Origin of the sequence: Pseudomonas sp. NFACC02 (genome assembly GCF_900110765.1) — a bacterium.
In the GTDB taxonomy this organism is placed as follows: Bacteria; Pseudomonadota; Gammaproteobacteria; order Pseudomonadales; family Pseudomonadaceae; genus Aquipseudomonas.
Genome location: NZ_FOEO01000012.1, coordinates 26,571 through 48,853 on the forward strand (window position 1 = coordinate 26,571; position 22,283 = coordinate 48,853).

Below are 22,283 nucleotides of genomic sequence, written 5' to 3' on the forward strand. Positions count from 1 at the left end.
TGAAGCCAGTTGACTCTGGGGCGGCACTGGGTCATCAGCCGGTTTTCCATCAGGAAAACCGGCTGGCTCCAGACTTACTCCAGATGCTCGCCGCGTTCTCGGGCAATGGCGCGATAGCCAATGTCCTTGCGGTAAAAACAGCCTTTCCAGTCAATCTCTGCAGCCAGATCGTACGCCTGCTTCTGGGCATTGCCTACGCTGTCGCCCAGCGCGGTTGCACACAGAACGCGACCACCGGACGTCACCACCTGGCCGTCCTTGAGCGCCGTACCGGCATGGAACACCTTGCCCGGCAATGCGGCAGCGGCGTCCAGACCGTGGATCACGTCGCCTTTGGCGTAATCGGCAGGATAACCGCCTGCCGCCAATACGATACCCAGGCTCGGACGCGGGTCCCATTGAGCCTCGACTTTATCCAGAGCTTGCGCCAATGCGGCCTCGACCAGCAAGACCAGGCTCGATTGCAGCCGCAGCATGACCGGTTGGGTTTCCGGGTCGCCGAAGCGGCAGTTGAACTCGATGACCTTCGGGTTTCCGGCCTTGTCGATCATGAGACCAGCATAGAGGAAGCCGGTGTAAACGTTGCCTTCGTCTGCCATGCCTCTGACAGTCGGCCAGATCACCTGATCCATCACGCGCTGGTGCACGTCGGCGGTGACCACCGGTGCAGGGGAGTATGCGCCCATGCCGCCCGTGTTGGGGCCGCTGTCGCCATCGCCCACACGCTTGTGGTCCTGGCTGGTCGCCATCGGCAGCACGTTCTTGCCGTCGACCATGACGATGAAGCTGGCTTCTTCGCCGTCGAGGAACTCTTCGATGACGACACGCGAACCCGCGTCGCCGAACGTGTTGCCTGCGAGCATGTCGCGCACGGCGTCTTCGGCTTCTTCCAGGGTCATGGCGACGATCACGCCCTTGCCTGCCGCCAGGCCGTCGGCCTTGATCACTATCGGTGCGCCTTTCTCGCGCAGGTAGGCCAATGCCGGCTCGATCTCGGTGAAGTTCTGGTAATCAGCGGTAGGAATCTTGTGACGGGCCAGGAAGTCTTTGGTGAAGGCTTTCGAACCCTCCAGCTGTGCAGCGCCCTTGGTCGGACCGAAGCAGTCCAGACCGCGGGAACGGAAAAGATCGACCACGCCGGCGACCAGTGGGACTTCCGGGCCGACGATGGTGAGCGAAACGTTCTTCTCGGCGAAGTCAGCCAGTTGCTCGAGCGACAGGACATCAATGGCGACGTTCTCGCATTTGGCTTCGATGGCCGTGCCCGCGTTGCCTGGGGCGACGAAGACCTTCTGGACGCGCGGGTCCTGCGCGACCTTCCAGGCCAGAGTGTGTTCACGGCCACCGCTGCCGATGATGAGTACGTTCATTTTTCTAACCTCGATGACGCTAATTCTGTGTGGGGCAAACGCCGAGTCGTCGGCGCAATGCCTGTCCATGTAGGAGCGCGCTTGCCCGCGATTCAGTCACCGCGGTGTTTCAGTTACACCGCATCATGGCCATCGCGGGCGATCGCGCTTCTACAAGGTCTGTGTCGTATCTATCAGTGCCTGAAATGGCGCATGCCCGTGAAGACCATGGCGATACCCGCTTCATCGGCCGCCGCGATCACTTCGTTGTCACGCATCGAGCCGCCGGGCTGAATCACTGCCGTGATGCCGACCTTGGCGGCATTGTCGATGCCGTCACGGAACGGGAAGAAGGCGTCCGACGCCATGACCGCACCCTGAACTTGCAGGCCTGCGTGCTCGGCCTTGATGGCCGCAATGCGTGCGGAGTTCACACGGCTCATCTGGCCGGCGCCGACACCGATGGTCTGACGGTTCTTGGCGTAGACGATGGCGTTTGATTTAACGTATTTGGCGACTTTCCACGCGAAGATCAGGTCGTGGATTTCCTGCTCGCTTGGCGCGCGTTGGGTCACGACTTTCAGATCGTCGGCGGTGATCATGCCGATGTCGCGGCTCTGCACCAGCAGGCCGCCGTTGACGCGCTTGTAGTCCCACGCCGGTGCACGATCAGCCGCCCACTGGCCGCTGGTCAGCAGGCGAACATTGGCTTTGCTGGCGACGATGGCTCGCGCTTCGGCGCTGACGCTGGGTGCGATGATCACTTCGACGAACTGGCGCTCGACGATGGCCTTGGCGGTCTCGGCGTCCAGTTCACGGTTAAAGGCGATGATGCCGCCGAACGCCGACTCGCTGTCGGTGGCATAGGCCAGCTCGTACGCCTGGCGAATGCCGCCTTCTGCATCCGGGCTGACCGCCACGCCGCACGGGTTGGCGTGCTTGACGATGACGCAGGCCGGCTTGACGAAGCTCTTTACGCACTCCAGGGCAGCGTCGGTGTCCGCAACGTTGTTGTAGGAGAGTTCCTTGCCCTGCAGTTGGGTTGCGGTGGCGATGCCGACCTCGGCAGGTTTTGCTTCAACGTAGAACGCCGCGCTCTGATGCGGGTTCTCGCCGTAGCGCATTTCCTGAGCCTTGATGAACTGGGTGTTGAAGGTGCGAGGGAATTCGCTGCGGCCTTCGGTCGACAGGGTCTCGGCGGTCTGGTCGACGCTGCCCAGGTAGTTGGCGATCATGCCGTCGTATGCAGCGGTGTGTTCGAACGCCTTGAGCATCAGGTCGAAACGCTGTGCGTAGGTCAGGCCTCCGGCCTTGAGGCTTTCCAGCACCTGGCCGTAGTCGCTTGCGTTGACCACGATAGCGACGTCTTTGTGGTTTTTAGCCGCCGAGCGGACCATGGTCGGACCGCCGATGTCGATGTTTTCAATTGCGGTCGGCAGGTCGCAGCCTGGCTTGGAAACCGTGGCTTCGAACGGATACAGGTTCACGGCGACCAGGTCGATTGGCTTGATGCCGTGTTCGGCCATGATGGCGTCGTCGGTGCCGCGACGGCCCAGGATGCCACCGTGGATTTTCGGGTGAAGGGTTTTGACCCGACCGTCCATCATTTCTGCAAAGCCGGTGTAATCCGCGACTTCTACCGCTGCAACGCCGTTGTCCTTGAGCAGCTTGAAGGTGCCGCCGGTGGAGAGGATCTCGACGCCCAGGGCTTCGAGTTCACGGGCGAATTCAAGGATCCCGGTCTTGTCGGAAACGCTGATCAAGGCGCGGCGGATCGGCAGGCGGGTAGTCTGGTCGGTCATCTCAACTTCCATCAAAAGCAAATGAGTTCTACAAAAAAAGCGACCGCATTGAAGTGAGGTCGCTTTTTGTGTTTTGGATGCTTACAGCAGGTCGTACTGCTTGAGTTTCTTGCGCAAGGTGCCACGGTTCAGGCCGAGCAGTTCGGATGCCTTCGTCTGGTTGCCCTTGACGTAATTCATCACGCACTCGAGCAACGGGGCTTCGACTTCCGAGAGCACCAGATTGTAGACATCAGTGACGGCAGCACCCTCAAGGTGAGCGAAATAATTGTGCAGCGCCTTTTCGACGCTTCCGCGAAGGGTCTGACCTTCTGCGCTCGGCGTATTGAGGTGCTGTTTCAAATTGACGTTGTCGCTCACGGGTGTTGTTCCACTCACTAAAGTCTCTGTCATCATCGTCATGCGGCCACCTCTTGTTCGTTCCCTGCTACCGGGCTTTTATCGCGTTCGGCAAAGAATTCCCGAACGTTGGCGCACTGTGCTTCCGTATCTTCCAAACGATTGAAACGGGCGCGAAACTCCCTGGCGCCCGGCAAGGTTGCGAGATACCAGCCGACGTGTTTACGGGCGATCCGCACGCCCATAACGTCGCCATAGAACGTGTGAAGCGCGGCCAGATGCTCTAGCAGAATGCGTTCCACTTCACCCAACGCCAGTGCAGGGAGTTTTTCCCCGGTGCGCAGGTAGTGTTCTATCTCGCGAAAAATCCATGGGCGCCCTTGGGCGGCCCGGCCAATCAACAGTCCGTCGGCCCCGGTCGCGTGCAGGACGTGCCGGGCTTTTTCCGGTGAATCGATGTCGCCGTTGGCGAACACCGGAATCGACACCGCCTGCTTTATCGCTGCGATCGTGTCGTACTCGGCTTCACCGGTGTAGAGATCCGCGCGGGTCCGACCATGTACCGCCAAGGCCTGGATTCCGGCTTGTTCGGCGATTCGGGCGACCGTCAGACCATTTTTGTTCGCCCGGTCCCAACCGGTACGAATTTTCAGGGTGACCGGCACGTCGACTGCCGCGACCACCGCGTGCAGGATTTCGGTCACCAACTGTTCATCTTTCAACAGTGCGGAACCAGCGGCCTTGTTGCAGACCTTTTTGGCCGGACAGCCCATGTTGATATCGATGATCTGCGCGCCAAGTTCGACGTTGGCACGTGCTGCATCCGCCAGCATCTGCGGATCTCCACCGGCGATCTGTACCGAACGGGGTTCGGGATCACCTTCGTGGATCATGCGCAACCGCGATTTGCGGCTGTTCCACAGGCTCATGTCACTGGTGACCATTTCCGAAACCACCAGGCCCGCGCCGAGTCGGCGACAGAGCTGTCGGAAGGGCTGGTCGGTGACGCCCGCCATGGGGGCGAGAATCAAGCCGTTTTGCAATGTATATGGGCCGATGCGTACCGCCGACATAGGGTGACCTGTTGTGGGGCCGAATCACGAGGTCTGGTCCGAAAAGTGCCACCAATCAAAGTCGGCGCGACGGTTCAGACGGGACCCAGAGTATGAAAAAGGGTGGGCATGATACCCGCTCTCGATGACTGGATAAAGGCTGAATTGGATAAAATCTGAACAGTTATTCTCTTATCGCGAATGGTTAGCTTCGAGACAGGGCCGTCATAAAACTGTCGTCGGTTTTTCAGTCGCTCTACGCCGCATTTCTATGCGGTCGCCGCGCTCGCATCCAGGGAAAGCCGGTCTCGGAGTTTACTCCGGCGAGCGAAAACTCAAACTGTAATTCACCGCCTTCGGACCGGGGTCGAGAATGTCCAGAGCAATGTGGATCGGCGTCTGCGGCGGCATTTCGTCCTTTCCGGCCAGTTCGCCGCTCAGGTATTCGCCTGGCTTGAACCGACGACTGGCAATCAACTGACCACTGGCGTCGGCGAAGCGCAGTTCCAGCAGTGGAAACGGCTGAGAGAACGAGGCACGGTTGTAGATGATCGCATCCACCACCAGCGCGCCCTGAAACTCGGGGTGACTGCGAACCACCAGATTGCTGCTTTTGAGCAGCTTGATGTCGACCTTGGAAGGCACCTTGCAGCCGATCTGGGGGCAGAGTTCCTGAAACCAGGGGCGGTACTGGTCCTGACGGGCAAGCTCCTCGAAGTGATAAGCGATGTACTGCCCCGCCAGCGCACCGAGCGCAATCAACACCAACAGCAGCCAGAGCACGCGGCGCCCCCAGCGAGGTTTGGGCTTTTGCCAGGCGAGCTGCAGCGGATCGTCCGTCAGATCCAGCAACGCCCGGTCGCGCAGGGCCGGTTCGCTGCGCTCGCGCTTGCCACGGGCGTGTGGTCGTTCGCCCTCATCGTTGTCTTCCAGAGGGTGAGCGTGATCGCGGTCGTCGTCGCCATCCAGCGCCGAAAAGCGTTCGGAGCCATGTGGCTCATCGGTTTCAGCATCGGAATGGCGCAGGTGAGCAGGTGGCGGTTCGTCGTCGATGTCGTCGGTGCTCAGTGACAGCGAAGGCTCGGTGCGGTGGTCGTCGTCCCGGTCAATGTCTTCGCCAACCAGCGCCTCGTCGAGAGGGGCTTGATCGTCGTGTTCGACGATGACTTCGGCGCGTAATTCCGGCAGGTGGTCGACGTCGTCGTGGCTCAGCCCTTGGTCCCAGTGTTCGGTCGTGACTTCGGGGTCGTCGCGACGGGCGCTGAAAGACTCGACCTCGTCGTGGTCACGGGCGTGGCTGGCGCGGCCGAAGGATTCGGGCAATTGAATCTCGCGCTGCTCAAGGCGGGCGAGCTCCACGTCGAGGTCGTCCAGATCCAGGCTGTCCACGTCGACATGACGGCTTTCGCGCGTGACCGGCAGCGGGGCGGGCTCGGCCACCGTGACGGAGTGGCTGGCAAGGACGGCAGGCGTTTCCTCCGGTCCGGGTACCGGAACCGGCGCGGATGTGGTGTCGGCAGGCGGTTCACTGCCTGCGTTCGCGGCCCCGATCCGTTGCTCCAACAGTTGTTTCGCGGCGTTGAACACTTGCAGGCAAGAGCCGCAACGCACCATGCCTCGAGCGACGCTCAACTGGGCGTGGCTGACGCGGAAACGGGTCTGGCAGTGCGGGCACTGGGTGACGAAACTGTCGGTCATGCGGGTATCCGGGATTAACGAGCGCCTAAAGGTGTATGGTCAGTGGATCAGCGGCGACGACCCGTAATCCGCACCCAGCCGTCACGGTTAGCGATCGGGTCCAGGTCGAATGTGTCGGCGTAGGCCGCGGCGACTTCGTCGCCTTGTTCCGCGAGAATGCCGGACAGGGCCAGGCGTCCACCGGGTTTGACCAGACTGGCCAGCTGAGGTGCCAGAGACACCAGAGGTCCTGCAAGAATATTAGCGACCAGGACGTCGGCTGGCTCTTTCGGCAGGTCTTCGGGCAGATAGAGCGGAAATTTCTCCGCCGGTACGTGGTTGCGCCCCGCGTTGTCACGGGAGGCTTCCAGTGCCTGGACGTCGATATCGGTGCCGACCGCATGCCTGGCCCCCAGCAGCAGGGCGGCAATGGCAAGGATGCCCGAGCCGCAGCCAAAGTCGAGGACGTTGCAGTCGCTCAGGTCCTGACCGTCCAGCCATTCCAGGCACAGGGCAGTGGTCGGGTGCGTACCGGTGCCGAAGGCCAGGCCTGGATCGAGCAGCAGGTTGACGGCATCGGGCTCGGGTGCTGCGTGCCAGCTTGGCACGATCCACAGACGCTGGCCAAAACGCATGGGCTGGAAGTTGTCCATCCAGCTGCGCTCCCAGTCCTGGTCTTCGATCACTTCGTGCAGGTGCTCCGGCAGGTCGGTGCCGGTCAGCAGCTTGAGGTGTGCAAGGACCTGATCGGGGTTGGTGTCGGCTTCAAACAGAGCCAGCAGGTGCGTGTGCGACCACAGCGGCGTGGTGTTGAGTTCAGGTTCGAAGATCGGCTGGTCTTCAGCGTCCATGAACGTCACCGACACGGCCCCGACCTCAAGCAGCGCGTCTTCGTAGGTTTCGGCTTGTTCTGGGCTGATGGCGAGACGGACTTGCAGCCAAGGCATGGCGGATTACCTTCGAATTGAAAAAGAGACAGGCGGCGTTATGCCACGAAAGACCCGCAAGTTTACGGGGTTCGGGGAGAAACAACAAAGCCGCTCGAAAGCGGCTTTGTTGGTCTGCAGCACTTGATGGGCGGATCAGTGTTTCTCACCGGCCAGTTTGTGTTCCAGGTAGTGAATGTTGACGCCGCCTTTGCAGAAGCCTTCATCGCGGGTCAGATCACGGTGCAGCGGGATGTTGGTCTTGATCCCGTCGACCACGATTTCGTCCAGGGCATTGCGCATGCGAGCCATGGCTTCATCGCGGTCCTTGCCCCAGGTGATCAGCTTGCCAATCAGCGAGTCGTAGTTCGGTGGAACCGCATAACCGCTGTACAGGTGCGAGTCGACGCGAACGCCGTTACCGCCCGGTGCATGGAAATGCTTGACCGTGCCAGGGCTTGGCATGAAGGTTTTCGGGTCTTCGGCGTTGATCCGGCACTCAAGGGCGTGACCGTGAATCTTCACGTCATCCTGGGTGTACGACAACACATTGCCAGCGGCGATGCTCAGCATCTCCTTGACGATGTCGATGCCGGTGACCATTTCCGAAACCGGGTGCTCTACCTGAACGCGGGTGTTCATTTCAATGAAATAGAACGCGCCGTTTTCGTACAGGAATTCGAACGTACCGGCACCGCGATAACCGATGTCGATGCAGGCCTTGACGCAACGCGCCAGCACTTCTGCGCGGGCTTTTTCGTCGATGCCAGGCGCCGGCGCTTCTTCAAGCACTTTCTGGTGGCGGCGTTGCAGCGAGCAATCACGGTCGCCCAGGTGGATGGCGTGACCCTGGCCGTCGGACAGTACCTGGACTTCCACGTGACGTGGGTTGGTCAGGAATTTCTCCAGATAGACCATCGGGTTGCCGAAGGCAGCACCGGCTTCGCTACGGGTCAGTTTGGCCGAAGCGATCAGGTCTTCTTCCTTGTGGACCACGCGCATGCCGCGACCACCGCCGCCGCCAGCGGCTTTGATGATCACCGGGTAACCGACCTGACGGCCGATGCGCAGCGCTTCTTCTTCGTCTTCCGGCAGTGGGCCGTCTGAGCCCGGAACCGTCGGCACGTTCGCCTTGATCATGGCGTCCTTGGCCGACACTTTGTCGCCCATCAGGCGAATGGTGTCAGCTTTGGGGCCGATGAAGGCAAAACCGGATTTCTCGACCTGCTCGGCGAAATCGGCGTTTTCGGCCAGGAAGCCGTAGCCAGGGTGAATCGCCGTGGCGCCGGTCACTTCGGCGGCCGCAATGATCGCCGGGATGTGCAGGTAGGACTGAGCAGCCGATGCCGGACCGATGCAGACGGATTCGTCCGCCAGACCCAGGTGCATCAGGTCCTTGTCAGCCTTGGAGTAAACGGCGACGGTCTTGATGCCCAGCTCTTTGCAGGCACGCAGGATCCGCAGGGCAATTTCACCGCGGTTGGCGATCAGAACTTTTTCCAACTTCGCAGGTTTCAACATCGTTGGCTCTCCGCGGTTCAAACGATGGTGAACAGCGGCTGGTCATACTCAACCGGCTGGCCGTCTTCGACGAGGATGGACTCGATCACGCCGCTGGTTTCGGCTTCGATGTGGTTCATCATTTTCATCGCTTCGACGATGCACAGGGTGTCGCCTTTCTTCACGGTCTGGCCGACTTCAACGAAGGCAGGCGAGGACGGCGAAGCTTTGCGGTAGAAGGTGCCGACCATTGGCGAACGGGCTACGGTGCCGTTCAGTTTTGCGGCGGCTGGCGCTTCGGCCGCAGCGGCAGCGACAGGTGCGGCGGCTGGAGCCGGTGCTGCCGGAGCGGCGACCGGTGCCGGCGCGTAGTACTGCTGTGCTGGAGTCTTGCTGTGACGGCTGATTCGTACGGACTCTTCGCCTTCACGGATTTCCAGTTCGTCGATGCCAGACTCTTCCAGCAGTTCGATCAGTTTCTTGACTTTACGGATATCCATTAATCATCAACTCCCAAGGGACGGTCAGGGGTATTCGGTAGCCGGTTCAGGCTGTGTGGCTCAGTGCGAAACTGCGCCGCTCATGCCTTTGAACGATTGGCCAGTTGTTCCAGGGCAGCCTCCAGGGCCAGTCGGTAACCGCTGGCGCCAAGGCCGCAGATCACGCCTACAGCGACATCTGAAAAGTAGGAGTGATGGCGGAAAGGTTCGCGCTTGTGCACGTTCGAGAGGTGCACTTCGATGAATGGGATGCTCACTCCCAGCAATGCGTCACGTATTGCGACACTTGTGTGAGTAAAAGCAGCCGGATTGATCAGAATGAAGTCCACGCCTTCATCGCGCGCAGCGTGGATGCGGTCGATCAATTCGTACTCGGCATTGCTTTGCAGGTACATCAGATGGTGGCCGGCTTCGCGCGCACGCTTCTCCAGATCCTGGTTGATATCGGCCAACGTGATCGAGCCATAGATCCCCGGTTCGCGGGTGCCCAGCAGATTCAGGTTAGGTCCGTGAAGAACCAGAAAGGTCGCCATCGTGTGTTCCTTGTTGTGTGCGTTGTCGACGCCGCGAGGGCGAGACAGGATGCAGGTACAAACCGTTGAAGCGCAGCGACTATGCCGGAAAGCGCAATGGACTGTCCAGTTACCGACAATATTCAGCACGATGTCCGATGTTCACGCAAAGTTTGTGACTAAGAGCCTAAATTTGGTCATTTGCTCTAGAAAGGTGCTCGGAGAAGCCCTGAACATCAATTTCGCCGACGACGCGTGCATTTGTCAGCTCGTTCCCGTCTTTTCCGAAAAACAGCAACGCCGGTGGACCAAACAATTTGTAACGATCCAGCAATGCACGCTGCTCTGGGCTGCTGTCGGTCATGTCGAAGCGAATCAAACGAAACCCCTTGAGCTGACTGACAATTTCCGGATTTGGCAGGACCTCGTGCTCGATCACTTTGCAACTGATGCACCAGTCCGCGTACCAGTCGACCAGCACCGGTTTTTCGGCGGTCCTGGACGCCGCGAGGATGCGGTCCAGCTCGTCTGGCCGGGTCACGGTCTGCCATTGCTCCGCTGTTTTCCATCCCTGCTCGCCGGAGATCTGCGCCACCTGGGCGCGGCCCAACGGTCGTAACGGATCCGTCTGTCCGCTGAGCGCTCCGTACCAGCAGGAAAGAGCGTAGACCAGGAGAAACAAACCGAGCAGTTGGGCAAGGCGACCGCGCGTGGTCTTTTCGGTGAATTCCAGTGCGCCGAGGAACACCGCGACGCCCGCCCATAGAAGGCCGATCAGGACCAGCGTAATCTGGCCCGGGATGACGCGGCTGAGCAGCGCGATTGCGAGCGCTAGCAGCAAAACGCCAATCGCATTCTTGACCGTGACCAGCCAGGGGCCGCTTTTCGGCAGCCAAGCGGCACCGCCGGTGGCGACGACGACCAGCGGCGCGCCCATGCCCAGGCCGAGAGCGAACAATTTCAAGGCGCCGCCCAATGCGTCGCCGCTGGCACTGATGTAGAGCAAGGCGCCAGCCAGAGGCGCTGAAACGCAAGGTGAAACCAGCAGGCTTGAAACGACGCCCAGCACCGCAGCGCCCCACAGTGAGCCGCCCTGGGTCGTGCCCGCGATGCGGTCGAGTCTGTCGTTCAGCACCCGGGGCAGGCGCAGTTCGAAGGCGCCGAACATGGCGATGGCGAACACCACGAAGAACAGTGAAAACGGCACCAGCACCCAGGCCGATTGCAGGCGAGCCTGCAGATTGAGGCTCGCGCCGAACACCCCCATGAGCGCACCGAGCAGCGCGAAACAGATCGCCATCGGCAGTACATACGCCAGCGACAGAGACAAGCCACGCAATCCGCCAATCTGCCCTCTCAACACCACGCCGGAGAGAATCGGCAGCATGGGCAACACGCAGGGGGTGAAAGTCAGGCCGACGCCTGCGAGGAAAAACAGCGCCAGTTGTTTCCAGCTGAGCGGCGTGTCGCTTTGGCTTGTGGCCGCTGCCTCGACCTTCGAGGGCGCAGTGCGTCCAATGCTCAATCGCTCGGTTTCAGGCGGGTAGCACAGGCCTTTGTCCGCACAGCCCTGATAGGTCACGACCAGCGTGAAGGGGCGGGTGTCGCCGGCTTTGCGCGGGAGGCTGACGTCGAGAATGCCGTGATAGACCTCCACGTCGCCGAAGTATTCGTCGTGCTTCTTTTCGCCGTCAGGCAGTTGCGCTGCGCCCAGGCCGATGTCGGCCGGCTCGGTCCGAAACTGGAAACGATGGCGGTACAGGTAATAGCCTTCGGTGGCGACGAACTGCAATCTGATCGACTCAGGGGAGGTGTCGATCAGGTTCAGTTGAAAGGCCTGACGAACCGGCAGGAAATCCTTGCTGTTGTCGAGGGCAGCGCCGCCCAGTGTGGAAGCAGGCCGACTGTCCAGCAGGCTCGCGCTGAAAGCGGGCAGGGCGAAGGTCAGCAGTATCAGACAAAGCAGGCGTCGCATGGTGGTCTCGCATCACAGAGGTCCGCGCATGATAGCGGAGTGTTTGCGCAGGTGCAGGGAAGTGCGGTGGTTCTATCCGGCGGCGCACGCAGTCCTTGTAGGAGCGCGCTTGCCCGCGATCGCGATCTGGCGAGCAACTTCGCCGTGTCAGATTGAGCGCGGCATGTGGACTAGCTGATGTCCACCGTCGGATGCTTTCTCACCAGCATCAACTCGTCCCGCAAACCGTGCACCTGATTACGCCCGGCCTTCTTCGCGCGGTACAGCGCCTCGTCTGCCTGTGACGCCATCATCAATGCATCGTCATGTTCGCCCAGCTCGACCACGCCGGCGCTGAATGTACAGAACAGATCGGTCGGTTGTGCGGGGTAGTGAATCTCGGCGAAGCGCCGACGGATTTCGTCCAATACGCCATAGGCTGCGTTCAGATCGGTGTCGGGCATGACCACAGCGAACTCTTCGCCGCCGTAACGACCGATGAAGTCGGTCTTGCGCAGGCGCTGTTTCAGAAACAACGCCAAGCTTTTGATCACACGGTCGCCCATGGGGTGACCGTGGCCATCGTTGACCTTCTTGAAGTGGTCAATGTCCAGCATCGCGAAGCTCAGCGGCTTGTTCTCGCGGCGCGCGCGAAAACTGCAATCTTCGAGCAACTGCAGAATGTGCGTGTGGTTATAAAGCCCGGTGAGGCTGTCGCGTACCATGCGAGCCTTGAGGTTGCGTGCCCGTGCTGCACGGTTGCGCACCGTGGTGATCAAGTGGCGTGGCTTGATCGGTTTGGTGAGGAAGTCGTCGCCCCCTTCGCTCATCGCGTCCAGTTGTTTATCCAGATCGTCTTCAGCCGAAAGGTAGATGATCGGCACGCTGACATAACGGTCGTTGTGGCGAATCACCTTCGCCAGCTCCGTGCCTGTGCAGCCTGGCATGTACATGTCGAGGATGATCAGGTCTGGCTGAAAGTCCGCCAGCTCCGCCATGGTCTGGATAGGGTCGAGCAGCGTGCGGGTGACGATGCCCGCGCTGTTCAGCAGGCGTTCGGTGTGTGTGGCCTGCGCGCGCGAGTCGTCGATGATCAGCACTTTATAAGGCTCGTACTGCGCGACCCGCGTGAGGATCTCGATTTTCTCCAGCAGGCTGGAGGCCTCCAGCGTACCGGTCAGAAACTCTTCGCCGCCAGCGCGCACGGCTGCCAGCCGCGTGGGCGTGTCGGTTTCGTGATGACTGAAGAACAGCAACGGCAGCTTCTGTTCAAGGCCTTCCTGCATTTTGGCGGCCAGTTTCAGACCTTCGCCGACGCCGCCAAAATCCACGTCCATCACCACGGCGGCAGGCAACCGCTCGGCCAGCGTCGCGTGAAAGGCCTGAATACTGTCGAGCGACTGTGCACTCAATCCGAAGAATTCCAGTTGTTTGGCCAGCCGCTCGGCACGCTCGTAATCTTGGAGCATCACGTAAATAGGCTTGCGCAGTGGCGGCAACGCGGTGTGTTCCAGGCGGTCCCCATGGCGCAAACCGGTGCGCGACAGTCGCTGCATCAGGCGGTTGAGGTCCGTGATCAATCCACTGCTCAAGCGACCGCGGTTGGCTTCCACTTCGTGTAGGGAGTGACTGATGCTGCGCGCCAGTTGAGCGTGTTCGGCCTGTTCGAAGCGCTCGGCGAAACGCAGCAGCCGCTGGTTTGCCTCACTGAGCTCTTCCATGTCGGCCACCGACCATTCGCTCTGCTGCAGGCGCTGCCAGACCTCCAGGATCTGGCGTGCCTGGTGGATGACGCGCTGGGCGAAATGAAGCTTGAGGCGGTCGCGGCTTGGATCTTCTGCTTCGGTCATGTCCTGACTACTTATAGGGGAAACCCTGATGCAAATGCTGGCGGTATGCTAGCACTAGTTTTAGAGAACGAGTGCACCACAAGTCATTTTGTTGTCATTTTTTCAGCGAATTACGCGTCAAATTTCCATCTTTTCAAAGCGATACGGTGTAATGTTCGACAAAAATCTGATGAGTGGTTGCGTGACCTTGCAGTCAGGTTATGCCTGATGCGTAACGCTTCGCTCGGGCAAGCGGCTCGGAAGCGTCTGTGTCACCGGATACCGCATGACGCCTACAGGCCTGTCGATTACGCAACTGGACCTTCCGGCGCGTTCCTGCCAAACGCACCTTGCTGTAAGGTTGCGGTCCTAAGCACTGAATTCCGTGATTGAAAGGACAAGGCCATGCTGGATTGGAAGAAGCGCTCGGGCACTGCGGGCGGGGGTGAACGTGTTGATGAGAAGCCAGTGGGCAAGGCGCCTCGGGGCTATTGGGGCGGCTTGTTCTTCAGCCGTGCCGTAGGTGCCGTGATCGGCATCTATCTGGTGGTCACCGTCGTGCTGGGCATCTGGTGGAGCAGCGAACCTGCTCTGTTTCCGGTTCAGCAGCAGGCTCAGGCCGCCGCCGAGCGTGAAGGCAAGCAGATGGTGATCGGCTACACCACCGTCGAGACGCTCAAGACCGTCGCATCGACCTTGCTCGACAAGCCAGGCGGCTACATTTCCAACGACCGTTTCCCGCCGGGCCTGTGGATGGACAACATGCCGAGCTGGGAATATGGCGTGCTGGTCCAGGTGCGTGATTTGAGCCGTGCGTTGCGCAAAGACTTCGCCCGTTCACAATCGCAGTCGGCCGAAGACAGCGACCTGGCGCGCGCCGAACCATTGTTCAACTTCGACAACAAGAGCTGGGTGCTGCCTTCAAGTGAGTCCCAGTACCGCGATGGCATCGCCGCACTCAGCCGTTACCAGGCGCGCTTGTCCGATCCGAACCAGAAAGGCGCGCTGTTCTACACCCGCGCCGACAACCTGAACAACTGGCTGGGCGATGTCGGTACTCGTCTGGGGTCGCTGTCCCAGCGTCTGTCGGCCAGCGTGGGGCGGGTCAAGCTCAACAGCACGTTGAAAACCGAAGCGCAGTCCACGGTGACCGTGAAGCCGGGCGAAGTGCCGCAGGTCGACGAAGAGATCGTCGAAACCCCATGGATGCAGATCGACAACGTGTTCTACGAGGCGCGTGGTCAAGCATGGGCGTTGTCCCACTTGCTGCGTGCAATCGAGGTTGATTTCGCCGATGTGCTGGCGAAAAAGAACGCGACAGTGAGCGTGCGCCAGATCATTCGTGAGCTGGAAGCGTCCCAGGAGCCGATGTGGAGCCCGGTGATTCTCAACGGTAGCCCGTTCGGTGTGCTCGCCAACCACTCGCTGGTCATGGCCAACTACCTGTCGCGCGCCAACGCTGCGGTCATCGACTTGCGCCAGTTGTTGTCTCAGGGTTGATCGATGTCTTTCTCTGAGAGGGAAGTCGCGCACCGCGCGGCTTCCGATGCCGAACGGATTGCCTGGGTCGATCGTCAGGATCGACTGCTGGGCTCGTTGCCTCGCGCCGAGTTACGCGAACGTGGGCTGATCGGTCGTGGCACCTACATTCTGCTGTTCAATTCCGCTGGCGAGCTGTGTGTGCATCGGCGCACGCTTAGCAAGGCGATCTATCCCGGTTACTGGGATGTTGCCGCCGGCGGGATGGTTCAGGCCGATGAGAGTTATGTCGAGTCGGCTGCGCGTGAACTGGAAGAGGAGCTGGGCGTTTCGGGTGTCGAGTTGACCGTCCACGAGCGGTTTTTCTTCGATCAGCCTGACAACCGCTTGTGGTGCGCGGTGTTTTCAGCGGTCTGGGACGGGCCGTTGACACTTCAGCCAGAAGAGGTGATTGAAGCGCGCTTCATCGCAGTCGATCAGGTGCTGCGCGAAACCGCCGAAAAGCCTTATTGCCCGGACTCTCTGGCGGCGTTGAAGCGCTATTTGGCCAACGTCGCAAATGTCCCGTAAATTGGCGCATATTTGCACTTAGCATCAACGCTTTTTGCCGTTACACTGCGCGACCTTTTTCAAGCTGGACTGCCATGCGGTTCAGTAGCGCTGCCCCTGCCTGAGTGGGGCTTCGCGGTCGGCCCAGCAGCGTGCTTCCAACCGTCTGCCCGACCAGACTTTGGTCCTCAAGAAGAGGATTGCCGGTGGCCAAAAAAGCCGCATCCTTCGCCGCCCTCGGTGGCCTGGTGTTTTCAACCGACGCAGGACGGCACTGTCCCGACTGCCGTCAGCCCGTCGATGCCTGTATCTGCAAGAAATCCGTTATCCCCGAAGGTGACGGGATCGCCCGTGTCCGCCGCGAGAGCAAAGGTCGCGGCGGCAAGACGGTGACGACCATCACCGGCGTGCCGCTGGCCGAGGATGCGCTCAAGGAGCTGGCGACTACGCTCAAACGTCGCTGCGGAACCGGTGGAGCACTCAAGGACGGCGTGATCGAGATCCAGGGCGATCATGTCGAGACGCTGCTGGCGGAACTGGTCAAGCAGGGCTTCAAGGCGAAAAAGTCGGGCGGTTGAATCGTCCTGTCCAACCCGCCTTGGGGTTCGTTGTCGGTCTGGTACTGGTCTGTAAAAACAAACTCTGCTGTTCGATGCGGGTCTACTGCCGCACAGCGAGCTGGCGCCAAACCGTCATTTCCACTCTATACACTGCGCCCAGCCGGTCAGGCCGGGGCTTTATGACTTCTATATAGGGGACTTCGATGTCCGTACGACGCACACGCAAAGACGATGGCAGCCAATGGACCGTGGCAGACAGCCGCAGTGTCTATGGGATTCGTCATTGGGGGGCTGGTTATTTTGCTATCAACGAAGCCGGCCGCGTTGAAGTTCGTCCCAATGGTCCGGGCAGTTCGCCCATCGACCTTTACGAGCAGGTAGACGAGCTGCGCAAGAGCGGTTTGTCGTTGCCACTGCTGGTGCGCTTCCCTGACATCCTGCAAGACCGCGTGCGTCAGCTGACCGGTGCGTTCGACGAGAATATCGAGCGTCTGGAGTACCAGAGCAAATACACCGCGCTGTACCCGATCAAGGTCAACCAGCAAGAGGCGGTGGTGGAAAACATCATTGCCACGCAGAACGTTTCCATCGGCCTTGAAGCCGGCTCCAAGCCTGAGCTGATGGCCGTGCTGGCCCTGGCGCCGAAAGGCGGCACCATCGTCTGCAACGGTTACAAGGACCGCGAGTTCATCCGTCTGGCGTTGATGGGGCAGAAGCTGGGCCACAACGTCTTCATCGTCATCGAGAAAGAATCCGAAGTCGAACTGGTGATCGAGGAGGCCGCCGAGCTCAAGGTCGCGCCCCAGGTCGGTCTGCGCGTGCGCCTGTCATCGCTGGCGTCGAGCAAGTGGGCTGACACCGGCGGCGAAAAGTCCAAGTTCGGTTTGTCCGCAGCTCAGCTGTTGTCGGTCGTCGAGCGCTTTACCAAGGCCGGTCTGGATCAGGGCATCCGTCTGCTGCACTTCCACATGGGCTCGCAGATCGCCAACCTTGCGGACTATCAACATGGCTTCAAGGAAGCGATTCGTTACTACGGCGAACTGCGGAATCTGGGCTTGCCGGTTGACCACATCGACGTTGGCGGCGGTCTGGGGGTCGACTATGACGGTACCCACTCGCGCAACGCCAGTTCCATCAACTACGACATGGACGATTACGCCGGTGTCGTGGTCGGCATGCTCAAGGAGTTCTGCGATGCGCAGGGTCTGCCGCACCCGCACATCTTTTCGGAAAGCGGCCGGTCGCTGACCGCGCACCACGCAATGCTGGTGATTCAGGTCACCGACGTCGAGCGTCACAACGATGAAGTGCCAGACATCACCGACAAGGAAAACCTGCCGGAAACCCTGCAGTGGCTGATTGATCTGCTGGGGCCGACCGACATCGAGATGGTCACCGAAACCTACTGGCGTGCCACGCATTACATGAGCGACATCGCCTCGCAGTACTCGGATGGCAAGATCACGCTGGCGCAGAAGGCCCTGGGCGAACAGTGCTATTTCGCGGTCTGCCGCCGTCTGCACAACTCGCTGAAGGCGCGTCAGCGCTCGCACCGTCAGGTGCTGGACGAGCTCAACGACAAGCTGGCCGACAAGTACATCTGCAACTTCTCGGTGTTCCAGAGCTTGCCGGACACCTGGGCGATCGATCAGGTGTTGCCGATCATTCCGTTGCACCGTCTGGACGAAGAGCCGCTGCGTCGTGCGGTTCTGCAAGACCTGACCTGCGACTCCGACGGCAAGATCAATCAGTACGTCGACGAGCAGAGCATCGAAACCAGTTTGCCGGTTCACGCCCTGAACGAAGGCGAAGACTATCTGCTGGGCGTATTCCTGGTGGGTGCGTATCAGGAAATCCTGGGCGACATGCACAACCTGTTCGGTGACACCGACTCGGTGAACATCTACCAGAACGCCGATGGCAGCGCTTACTCGGCGGGCATCGAAACCCACGACACCATCGAAGACATGCTGCGTTACGTGCACTTGTCGCCGGAAGAACTGATGACCCACTACCGGGACAAAGTCGCCAGCGCCAAGATCAGCCCGCGTGAGCGGACCCACTACCTGGACGCGCTGCGCCTGGGTCTGACGCGGTCTTCCTACCTGTCGTCCTGATCGCCGGCAACGCCTTCGGAGCGGGCCCCTGACGGGCCCGTTTTTTATTTCTCCTACATATTGTTGGCGGCCTGCTGTCCGCTTCTGTAGGTCATTTCCTGTTCTGCGTTTACCCCCTCTACTTGACGCGCCTTCTCCTCCAGAATCGCCGCCCCGTCTGAATCAGTCTGTAGAGGTCGCCCGTCCCATGCACCCGTTCGTCAATGCCGCCAATCTGCGTCTGGAGCTCAACCGTCCCAAGCGGGTCATCGAGGTGCTGACCTGTCAGGGAGGCGAAACGTACAACCAGCCCTACACCTTTCAGCTGGAAGTTTTCGTTCCCCTCAGCACCCCGCTGGAGGCCCATGAGCTGCTGTTCTGCCCGGCGTATCTGCATGTCAAAAACGCGCACTCCGGCATTCACGGGCATATCCAGAGCATCGTGCGCAGTACGCGCGAGGATGTCTTCGGCGACCTGTCGGGGTTTCGGCCCAGACGCTACCTCATCACGTTGGGACCACGAATGGGGCTCATGGCGTATCGGCACAATCGGCGCATCTTTCAGGACATGACTGCCCATCAGATCATCACGCAAGTCCTGAGCGAACACGGAATCGATGACAGCACTTACCTGTGGCAACGCCATCAACCGTGTCGGGTTCGCGATTACTGCGCACAGTATTGCGAGAGCGATCTGCAACTGGTGCAACGTCTGTGCGACGAGGAGAACATGCACTATCACTTCGAGCACACCCGCACCCGGCATGTGGTGGTGTTTATCGAAAAGCCGGATACAGCCGCCCTCGGTGTCTCGTCGCGCCCTGCCGACGGCCCTGCAAACCGGGCTGGGGGTGATGCGCCGCGAACGATGTCCCCGCGTTTGAGCGTACAACGGGCGTGTGTCGTCGGCAGATTGTTCGAGCCAGCCAGGCGGGATGCGCGGGGGCGACTCAATGTCCGGTTCGAATGGGGCAACCAGGGCGACGGCGCACGTTTCAACGAGTGCTGGATTCCTCTCGATCCGAGCCTCGAAGGCGTTGATGACCCATGGTGGGGGGGGATGGAAGTCGTGGTGAGTTTTCGTGATGACAACCCGGACGATCCCTTTATCACTCATCGGTTGTGGGATCCCGACATCAATCCTGTCGCACACGAAGGGCCCGCTAACACGGCGTGCGCAGGGATCACGGCACGCGTGGACAGCCGAGCGTTTCTGGGCGACTCACAGCAGTTCTCGATCGATGACCAACTGACCGTACATATGGCCGAGAACAACGAATTGCAGTTCAGGGTGGGTTCGAGCCAGGTCACTCTTGCGACCGACACCCTGACACTGAGCGGCCCGCGGGTGGCATTGTCCTCCCTTGCCGACGCGCAGGGTGACGGCGTGGGGAAGGGGGCCTGAACGCGCATCCAACTATTGCGCCGGGGTGCAGTCGTAACGCTAAGCGGCCATGACTGTTCTGACCGTTTCCAAGAGGACGCGCGATGATCAGAAAGGCACTGAAATGGTTTTTTGTCGGCGGTCTGCTGGGGCTGATGATGGGGTGTTCGCCGTTGAAGGTGCTCAATGCCTTGACACCGGAGGACACCTTCAGCAGGACGGCAGACCTCCGCTACGGCAGCGATCCGCGCAACAGGCTGGACGTCTACACCCCGACTCACGCGGCAAAAAATGCGCCGGTAGTGGTGTTCTTCTATGGCGGCAGTTGGAACAGCGGCTCTCGCAGCGACTACCGTTTCGTCGGTGAGGCGCTGGCTTCGCGCGGGATCGTTGCAGTGTTGGCCGATTACCGGCTTTATCCGCAGGTGCATTACCAAGGGTTTCTGGAGGACAGCGCGCGAGCAGTGGGTTGGACCCGCGAACACATAGGCCAGTATGGCGGCGATGCATCGCGGCTTTACGTGATGGGGCACAGCGCGGGCGGGTACAACGCCGCGATGCTGGCACTGGATCCGAAGTGGCTGGCCAGTGTGGGTATGAAACCCTCGATGCTGCGTGGCTGGATCGGTCTGGCCGGCCCGTATGACTTTCTACCCATCGAAAACCCGGACGTGAAGCCGGTGTTTTTCTTTCCTAACTCACCGCCTGATTCTCAACCGATCAACCACGTCAGTGCCGCCTCGCCACCCGCGCTGTTGATCGCGGCCACGGACGACACCTTGGTCGACCCGCAACGCAACACCGGCGGCATGGCCCGACGCCTGCGGCAACAAGGTGTATCGGTACGAGAACTGTACTTTTCGAAACCCGGACACGCGACGCTGGTGGCCGCGTTCTCCCGACCGATGCGCAGCCTGGCGCCGGTGCTGGATGAAGTGATCGATTTCATTCATGCGCAGGATCAGACGCCGCTGGCAGGACGCGACTTGTAACGTCGATACCGAGATCAAGCCTTCGGAGCGACGCGGCACCTGGGGGGACGTCCGAGGTTACGAGGGCAGGGAGTGCGGAGTGTCGGTTGCCATAGATGTTGCTGACCCAGCGTATTCGCCAGCAAGCCGGCTCCCACAGTATCAGCGTTGTCCTCAAGCCCTCGGAACGACGCGGCACCTGTGGGAGACGTCCGAGGTTACGAGGGTATGGGCCGCAATTCGGACGAAGGCGGTGTGTCAGTCACTGTTGAGGGTGCTGACCCAGCGCATTCGCCAGCAAGCCGGCTACACGGTCTGAGCACAGGTTCGTGAGTCGACGCACGCTGTCACTTATCTGGAAATTGTCTCCGTTTGATCGGGCTGCCATTGGCTGAACCAGCCGCCCGTACGATTCAACCGTCGAGCGATGTGGCCCAGCGTTACGGCACGCAGCGCCATGAACAGGAGGAAGACCACCCAGAGGCCATGGTTGCCGAAGCTGCTGGCCAGCCATGCGAAGGGCGCCGTGAGCAGGGCGGTCAGCACCATGGCATTGCGCATATCCCGGGCTCGGGTGGCGCCGATGAACAGGCCGTCGAGCAGGTAACTCCAGACCGCGACCAGCGGCAGTACCGCCAGATAAGGCAGATAAATAAAGGCAATGTCGCGGACCGGCTGGATGTTGGTCTGCATCTCGATAAACCAGTGCCCTGCGAACAGGAACAGCAGGGCAAATGCCACGCTGCAGATCAAGGACCAGCCACCGGCGACGTTAAGCGAGCGACGCAAGGCATCGCGGTCGCGTGAGCCGATCGCATGTCCACACAGCGCTTCGACGGCATGCGCCAGTCCATCGAGTGCGTTGGCGGTGAGCAGCAGGCCGTTCAACAGCAAGGCATTGGCCGCCACGGTGGCATCGCCCAGTCGCGCGCCCTGCACGGTGATCAGGAAGAACACCGATTGGAGCACCAGGCTCCGTATGAAAATGTCGCGATTGACGGCCAGCAACGGACGCCAGCTCTTCCAGCGTTTCAGCAGTCCCAATGCCAGATGGCCCGGGTAATCCCGTAGACCTTTATGCGTCAGAGCGAGCCCCAGCAAGGCACCGATCCATTCCGCCAGGACGGAGGCGCGTGCGCTGCCGACAACCCCCCACTCCAGGCCGATCACAAACCACAGATTCAGCGCAATGTTCACCAGGTTGGTCGTCAGGAGAATGGCCAGCGGTGCGCGCGCGTTCTGCAGCCCCAGGAACCAGCCGACCAGCGCATAGCTGGCCAGCGCTGCCGGAAGGCCGAACAACCGGGTATGGAAAAAATCGCGTGTCAGCTCGTTGAGATCGGGCGAAGGTTGCATCATTTCCAGCGCCAGGTGCTGGAACGGCAGCCCGATCAACCCCAGCAGCACCGCGAAGCCCATGGCCAGCAACAGGCCCTGTAACAGCACCTGACGTAACGCCGCACCGTCGTTGCGTCCGGCTGCCTGAGCGGCAAACCCGGTGGTGCCCATGCGCAAAAAGCTCATGGCCCACGCCAGAAAGCCGTACAGCGTGCCGCCCACCGCGACGGCGCCCAACTGATGAGCGTGGGGCAGATGACCGATGACCGTGCTGTCCACCAGCGAAACCAATGGCACGGAAATGTTCGACAGAATCATCGGCGCCGCCAGCGCCCAGACGTGTCGATGGGTGACACGATGACGCCAGTCAGTGAGGAAATGGGACATGGGTACTCGGTGGAGTGGGGTGCATGGGAAGGGCGGCATTGTAGCGGGATACCGGCTTCGGCGCAGGTCGACTGACGCT

18 protein-coding genes are annotated in these 22,283 nt (G+C 60.6%); 6 read left to right on the plus strand and 12 right to left on the minus strand.

The features are described from left to right. Nucleotides 1-74: 74 nt before the first annotated feature. From purD to BMY73_RS12610, 11 genes are all read right to left on the minus strand, one after another. Nucleotides 75-1,370, minus strand: a complete 1,296-nt coding sequence (gene purD, locus BMY73_RS12560; RefSeq protein ID WP_092407415.1) for a phosphoribosylamine--glycine ligase — start codon at nucleotides 1,368-1,370, stop codon at nucleotides 75-77. Between the two features lie 173 nt (nucleotides 1,371-1,543). Continuing rightward, nucleotides 1,544-3,151, minus strand: coding sequence for a bifunctional phosphoribosylaminoimidazolecarboxamide formyltransferase/IMP cyclohydrolase (gene purH / locus BMY73_RS12565; protein WP_092407417.1), 1,608 nt, complete (start codon nucleotides 3,149-3,151; stop codon nucleotides 1,544-1,546). Between the two features lie 81 nt (nucleotides 3,152-3,232). Continuing rightward, the gene (gene fis / locus BMY73_RS12570) at nucleotides 3,233-3,553 is read right to left on the minus strand and encodes a DNA-binding transcriptional regulator Fis (RefSeq protein WP_062378860.1); all 321 of its coding nucleotides are present in this window, start codon (nucleotides 3,551-3,553) and stop codon (nucleotides 3,233-3,235) included. Further along, the gene (gene dusB, locus BMY73_RS12575; protein WP_062378859.1) at nucleotides 3,550-4,563 is read right to left on the minus strand and encodes a tRNA dihydrouridine synthase DusB; all 1,014 of its coding nucleotides are present in this window, start codon (nucleotides 4,561-4,563) and stop codon (nucleotides 3,550-3,552) included. The genes fis and dusB overlap by 4 nt, the downstream gene beginning before the upstream one ends. A 294-nt stretch (nucleotides 4,564-4,857) precedes the next feature. Beyond that, nucleotides 4,858-6,240, minus strand: coding sequence for a DUF3426 domain-containing protein (locus BMY73_RS12580; protein ID WP_092407419.1), 1,383 nt, complete (start codon nucleotides 6,238-6,240; stop codon nucleotides 4,858-4,860). Nucleotides 6,241-6,287: 47 nt separating this feature from the next. Further along, nucleotides 6,288-7,166: a 50S ribosomal protein L11 methyltransferase gene (gene prmA, locus BMY73_RS12585; protein WP_092407421.1), complete on the minus strand. Its 879-nt coding sequence runs from the start codon at nucleotides 7,164-7,166 to the stop codon at nucleotides 6,288-6,290. 135 nt (nucleotides 7,167-7,301) lie between these two features. After that, the gene (gene accC / locus BMY73_RS12590) at nucleotides 7,302-8,666 is read right to left on the minus strand and encodes an acetyl-CoA carboxylase biotin carboxylase subunit (protein WP_062378854.1); all 1,365 of its coding nucleotides are present in this window, start codon (nucleotides 8,664-8,666) and stop codon (nucleotides 7,302-7,304) included. Between the two features lie 17 nt (nucleotides 8,667-8,683). Further along, on the minus strand, nucleotides 8,684-9,145 hold the full coding sequence (gene accB / locus BMY73_RS12595; protein ID WP_062378852.1) for an acetyl-CoA carboxylase biotin carboxyl carrier protein: 462 nt from the start codon (nucleotides 9,143-9,145) through the stop codon (nucleotides 8,684-8,686). Between the two features lie 80 nt (nucleotides 9,146-9,225). Continuing rightward, nucleotides 9,226-9,678 carry a type II 3-dehydroquinate dehydratase gene (aroQ, locus tag BMY73_RS12600; protein ID WP_062378850.1) on the minus strand — a complete coding sequence of 151 codons (453 nt, stop codon included), beginning with the start codon at nucleotides 9,676-9,678 and terminating at the stop codon, nucleotides 9,226-9,228. 166 nt (nucleotides 9,679-9,844) lie between these two features. Then, nucleotides 9,845-11,632: a protein-disulfide reductase DsbD gene (locus BMY73_RS12605; RefSeq protein WP_092407423.1), complete on the minus strand. Its 1,788-nt coding sequence runs from the start codon at nucleotides 11,630-11,632 to the stop codon at nucleotides 9,845-9,847. A gap of 170 nt (nucleotides 11,633-11,802) precedes the next feature. Then, entirely contained in the window at nucleotides 11,803-13,461 is a 1,659-nt protein-coding gene (locus tag BMY73_RS12610) for a response regulator (protein ID WP_062378847.1), read from the minus strand. 384 nt (nucleotides 13,462-13,845) lie between these two features. Here BMY73_RS12610 and BMY73_RS12615 point away from each other — a divergent pair, with 384 nt between their 5' ends. The 6 genes from BMY73_RS12615 to BMY73_RS12640 all read left to right on the plus strand — a co-directional run bounded on the left by BMY73_RS12615 (nucleotide 13,846) and on the right by BMY73_RS12640 (nucleotide 20,500). Further along, complete coding sequence (locus BMY73_RS12615; protein WP_092407425.1) at nucleotides 13,846-14,940, plus strand: DUF2333 family protein; 1,095 nt, start codon at nucleotides 13,846-13,848, stop codon at nucleotides 14,938-14,940. Nucleotides 14,941-14,943: 3 nt separating this feature from the next. Continuing rightward, nucleotides 14,944-15,489 carry an NUDIX hydrolase gene (locus BMY73_RS12620; RefSeq protein ID WP_062378844.1) on the plus strand — a complete coding sequence of 182 codons (546 nt, stop codon included), beginning with the start codon at nucleotides 14,944-14,946 and terminating at the stop codon, nucleotides 15,487-15,489. A 185-nt stretch (nucleotides 15,490-15,674) separates the two neighbouring features. Further along, nucleotides 15,675-16,046, plus strand: a complete 372-nt coding sequence (locus BMY73_RS12625; RefSeq protein WP_092407562.1) for a translation initiation factor Sui1 — start codon at nucleotides 15,675-15,677, stop codon at nucleotides 16,044-16,046. A gap of 185 nt (nucleotides 16,047-16,231) precedes the next feature. Beyond that, nucleotides 16,232-18,145 carry an arginine decarboxylase gene (gene speA, locus BMY73_RS12630; RefSeq protein ID WP_092407427.1) on the plus strand — a complete coding sequence of 638 codons (1,914 nt, stop codon included), beginning with the start codon at nucleotides 16,232-16,234 and terminating at the stop codon, nucleotides 18,143-18,145. A gap of 187 nt (nucleotides 18,146-18,332) precedes the next feature. Next, entirely contained in the window at nucleotides 18,333-19,529 is a 1,197-nt protein-coding gene (locus BMY73_RS12635; protein WP_092407429.1) for a contractile injection system protein, VgrG/Pvc8 family, read from the plus strand. Between the two features lie 83 nt (nucleotides 19,530-19,612). Beyond that, nucleotides 19,613-20,500 carry an alpha/beta hydrolase gene (locus BMY73_RS12640; RefSeq protein WP_092407431.1) on the plus strand — a complete coding sequence of 296 codons (888 nt, stop codon included), beginning with the start codon at nucleotides 19,613-19,615 and terminating at the stop codon, nucleotides 20,498-20,500. 330 nt (nucleotides 20,501-20,830) lie between these two features. On the opposite strand, the gene BMY73_RS12645 is transcribed toward BMY73_RS12640, so the two are convergent. Next, nucleotides 20,831-22,204, minus strand: a complete 1,374-nt coding sequence (locus BMY73_RS12645) for an MATE family efflux transporter (protein ID WP_092407433.1) — start codon at nucleotides 22,202-22,204, stop codon at nucleotides 20,831-20,833. Between the last annotated feature and the right edge of the window lie 79 nt (nucleotides 22,205-22,283).

Bases quoted from the DNA above. Each gene is read 5' to 3' on its own strand.
- purD (WP_092407415.1), bottom strand. From the start codon at position 1,370: ATGAACGTACTCATCATCGGCAGCGGTGGCCGTGAACACACTCTGGCC.
- purH (WP_092407417.1), bottom strand. From the start codon at position 3,151: ATGACCGACCAGACTACCCGCCTGCCGATCCGCCGCGCCTTGATCAGC.
- fis (WP_062378860.1), bottom strand. From the start codon at position 3,553: ATGACGATGATGACAGAGACTTTAGTGAGTGGAACAACACCCGTGAGC.
- dusB (WP_062378859.1), bottom strand. From the start codon at position 4,563: ATGTCGGCGGTACGCATCGGCCCATATACATTGCAAAACGGCTTGATT.
- BMY73_RS12580 (WP_092407419.1), bottom strand. From the start codon at position 6,240: ATGACCGACAGTTTCGTCACCCAGTGCCCGCACTGCCAGACCCGTTTC.
- prmA (WP_092407421.1), bottom strand. From the start codon at position 7,166: ATGCCTTGGCTGCAAGTCCGTCTCGCCATCAGCCCAGAACAAGCCGAA.
- accC (WP_062378854.1), bottom strand. From the start codon at position 8,666: ATGTTGAAACCTGCGAAGTTGGAAAAAGTTCTGATCGCCAACCGCGGT.
- accB (WP_062378852.1), bottom strand. From the start codon at position 9,145: ATGGATATCCGTAAAGTCAAGAAACTGATCGAACTGCTGGAAGAGTCT.
- aroQ (WP_062378850.1), bottom strand. From the start codon at position 9,678: ATGGCGACCTTTCTGGTTCTTCACGGACCTAACCTGAATCTGCTGGGC.
- BMY73_RS12605 (WP_092407423.1), bottom strand. From the start codon at position 11,632: ATGCGACGCCTGCTTTGTCTGATACTGCTGACCTTCGCCCTGCCCGCT.
- BMY73_RS12610 (WP_062378847.1), bottom strand. From the start codon at position 13,461: ATGACCGAAGCAGAAGATCCAAGCCGCGACCGCCTCAAGCTTCATTTC.
- BMY73_RS12615 (WP_092407425.1), top strand. From the start codon at position 13,846: ATGCTGGATTGGAAGAAGCGCTCGGGCACTGCGGGCGGGGGTGAACGT.
- BMY73_RS12620 (WP_062378844.1), top strand. From the start codon at position 14,944: ATGTCTTTCTCTGAGAGGGAAGTCGCGCACCGCGCGGCTTCCGATGCC.
- speA (WP_092407427.1), top strand. From the start codon at position 16,232: ATGTCCGTACGACGCACACGCAAAGACGATGGCAGCCAATGGACCGTG.
- BMY73_RS12635 (WP_092407429.1), top strand. From the start codon at position 18,333: ATGCACCCGTTCGTCAATGCCGCCAATCTGCGTCTGGAGCTCAACCGT.
- BMY73_RS12640 (WP_092407431.1), top strand. From the start codon at position 19,613: ATGATCAGAAAGGCACTGAAATGGTTTTTTGTCGGCGGTCTGCTGGGG.
- BMY73_RS12645 (WP_092407433.1), bottom strand. From the start codon at position 22,204: ATGTCCCATTTCCTCACTGACTGGCGTCATCGTGTCACCCATCGACAC.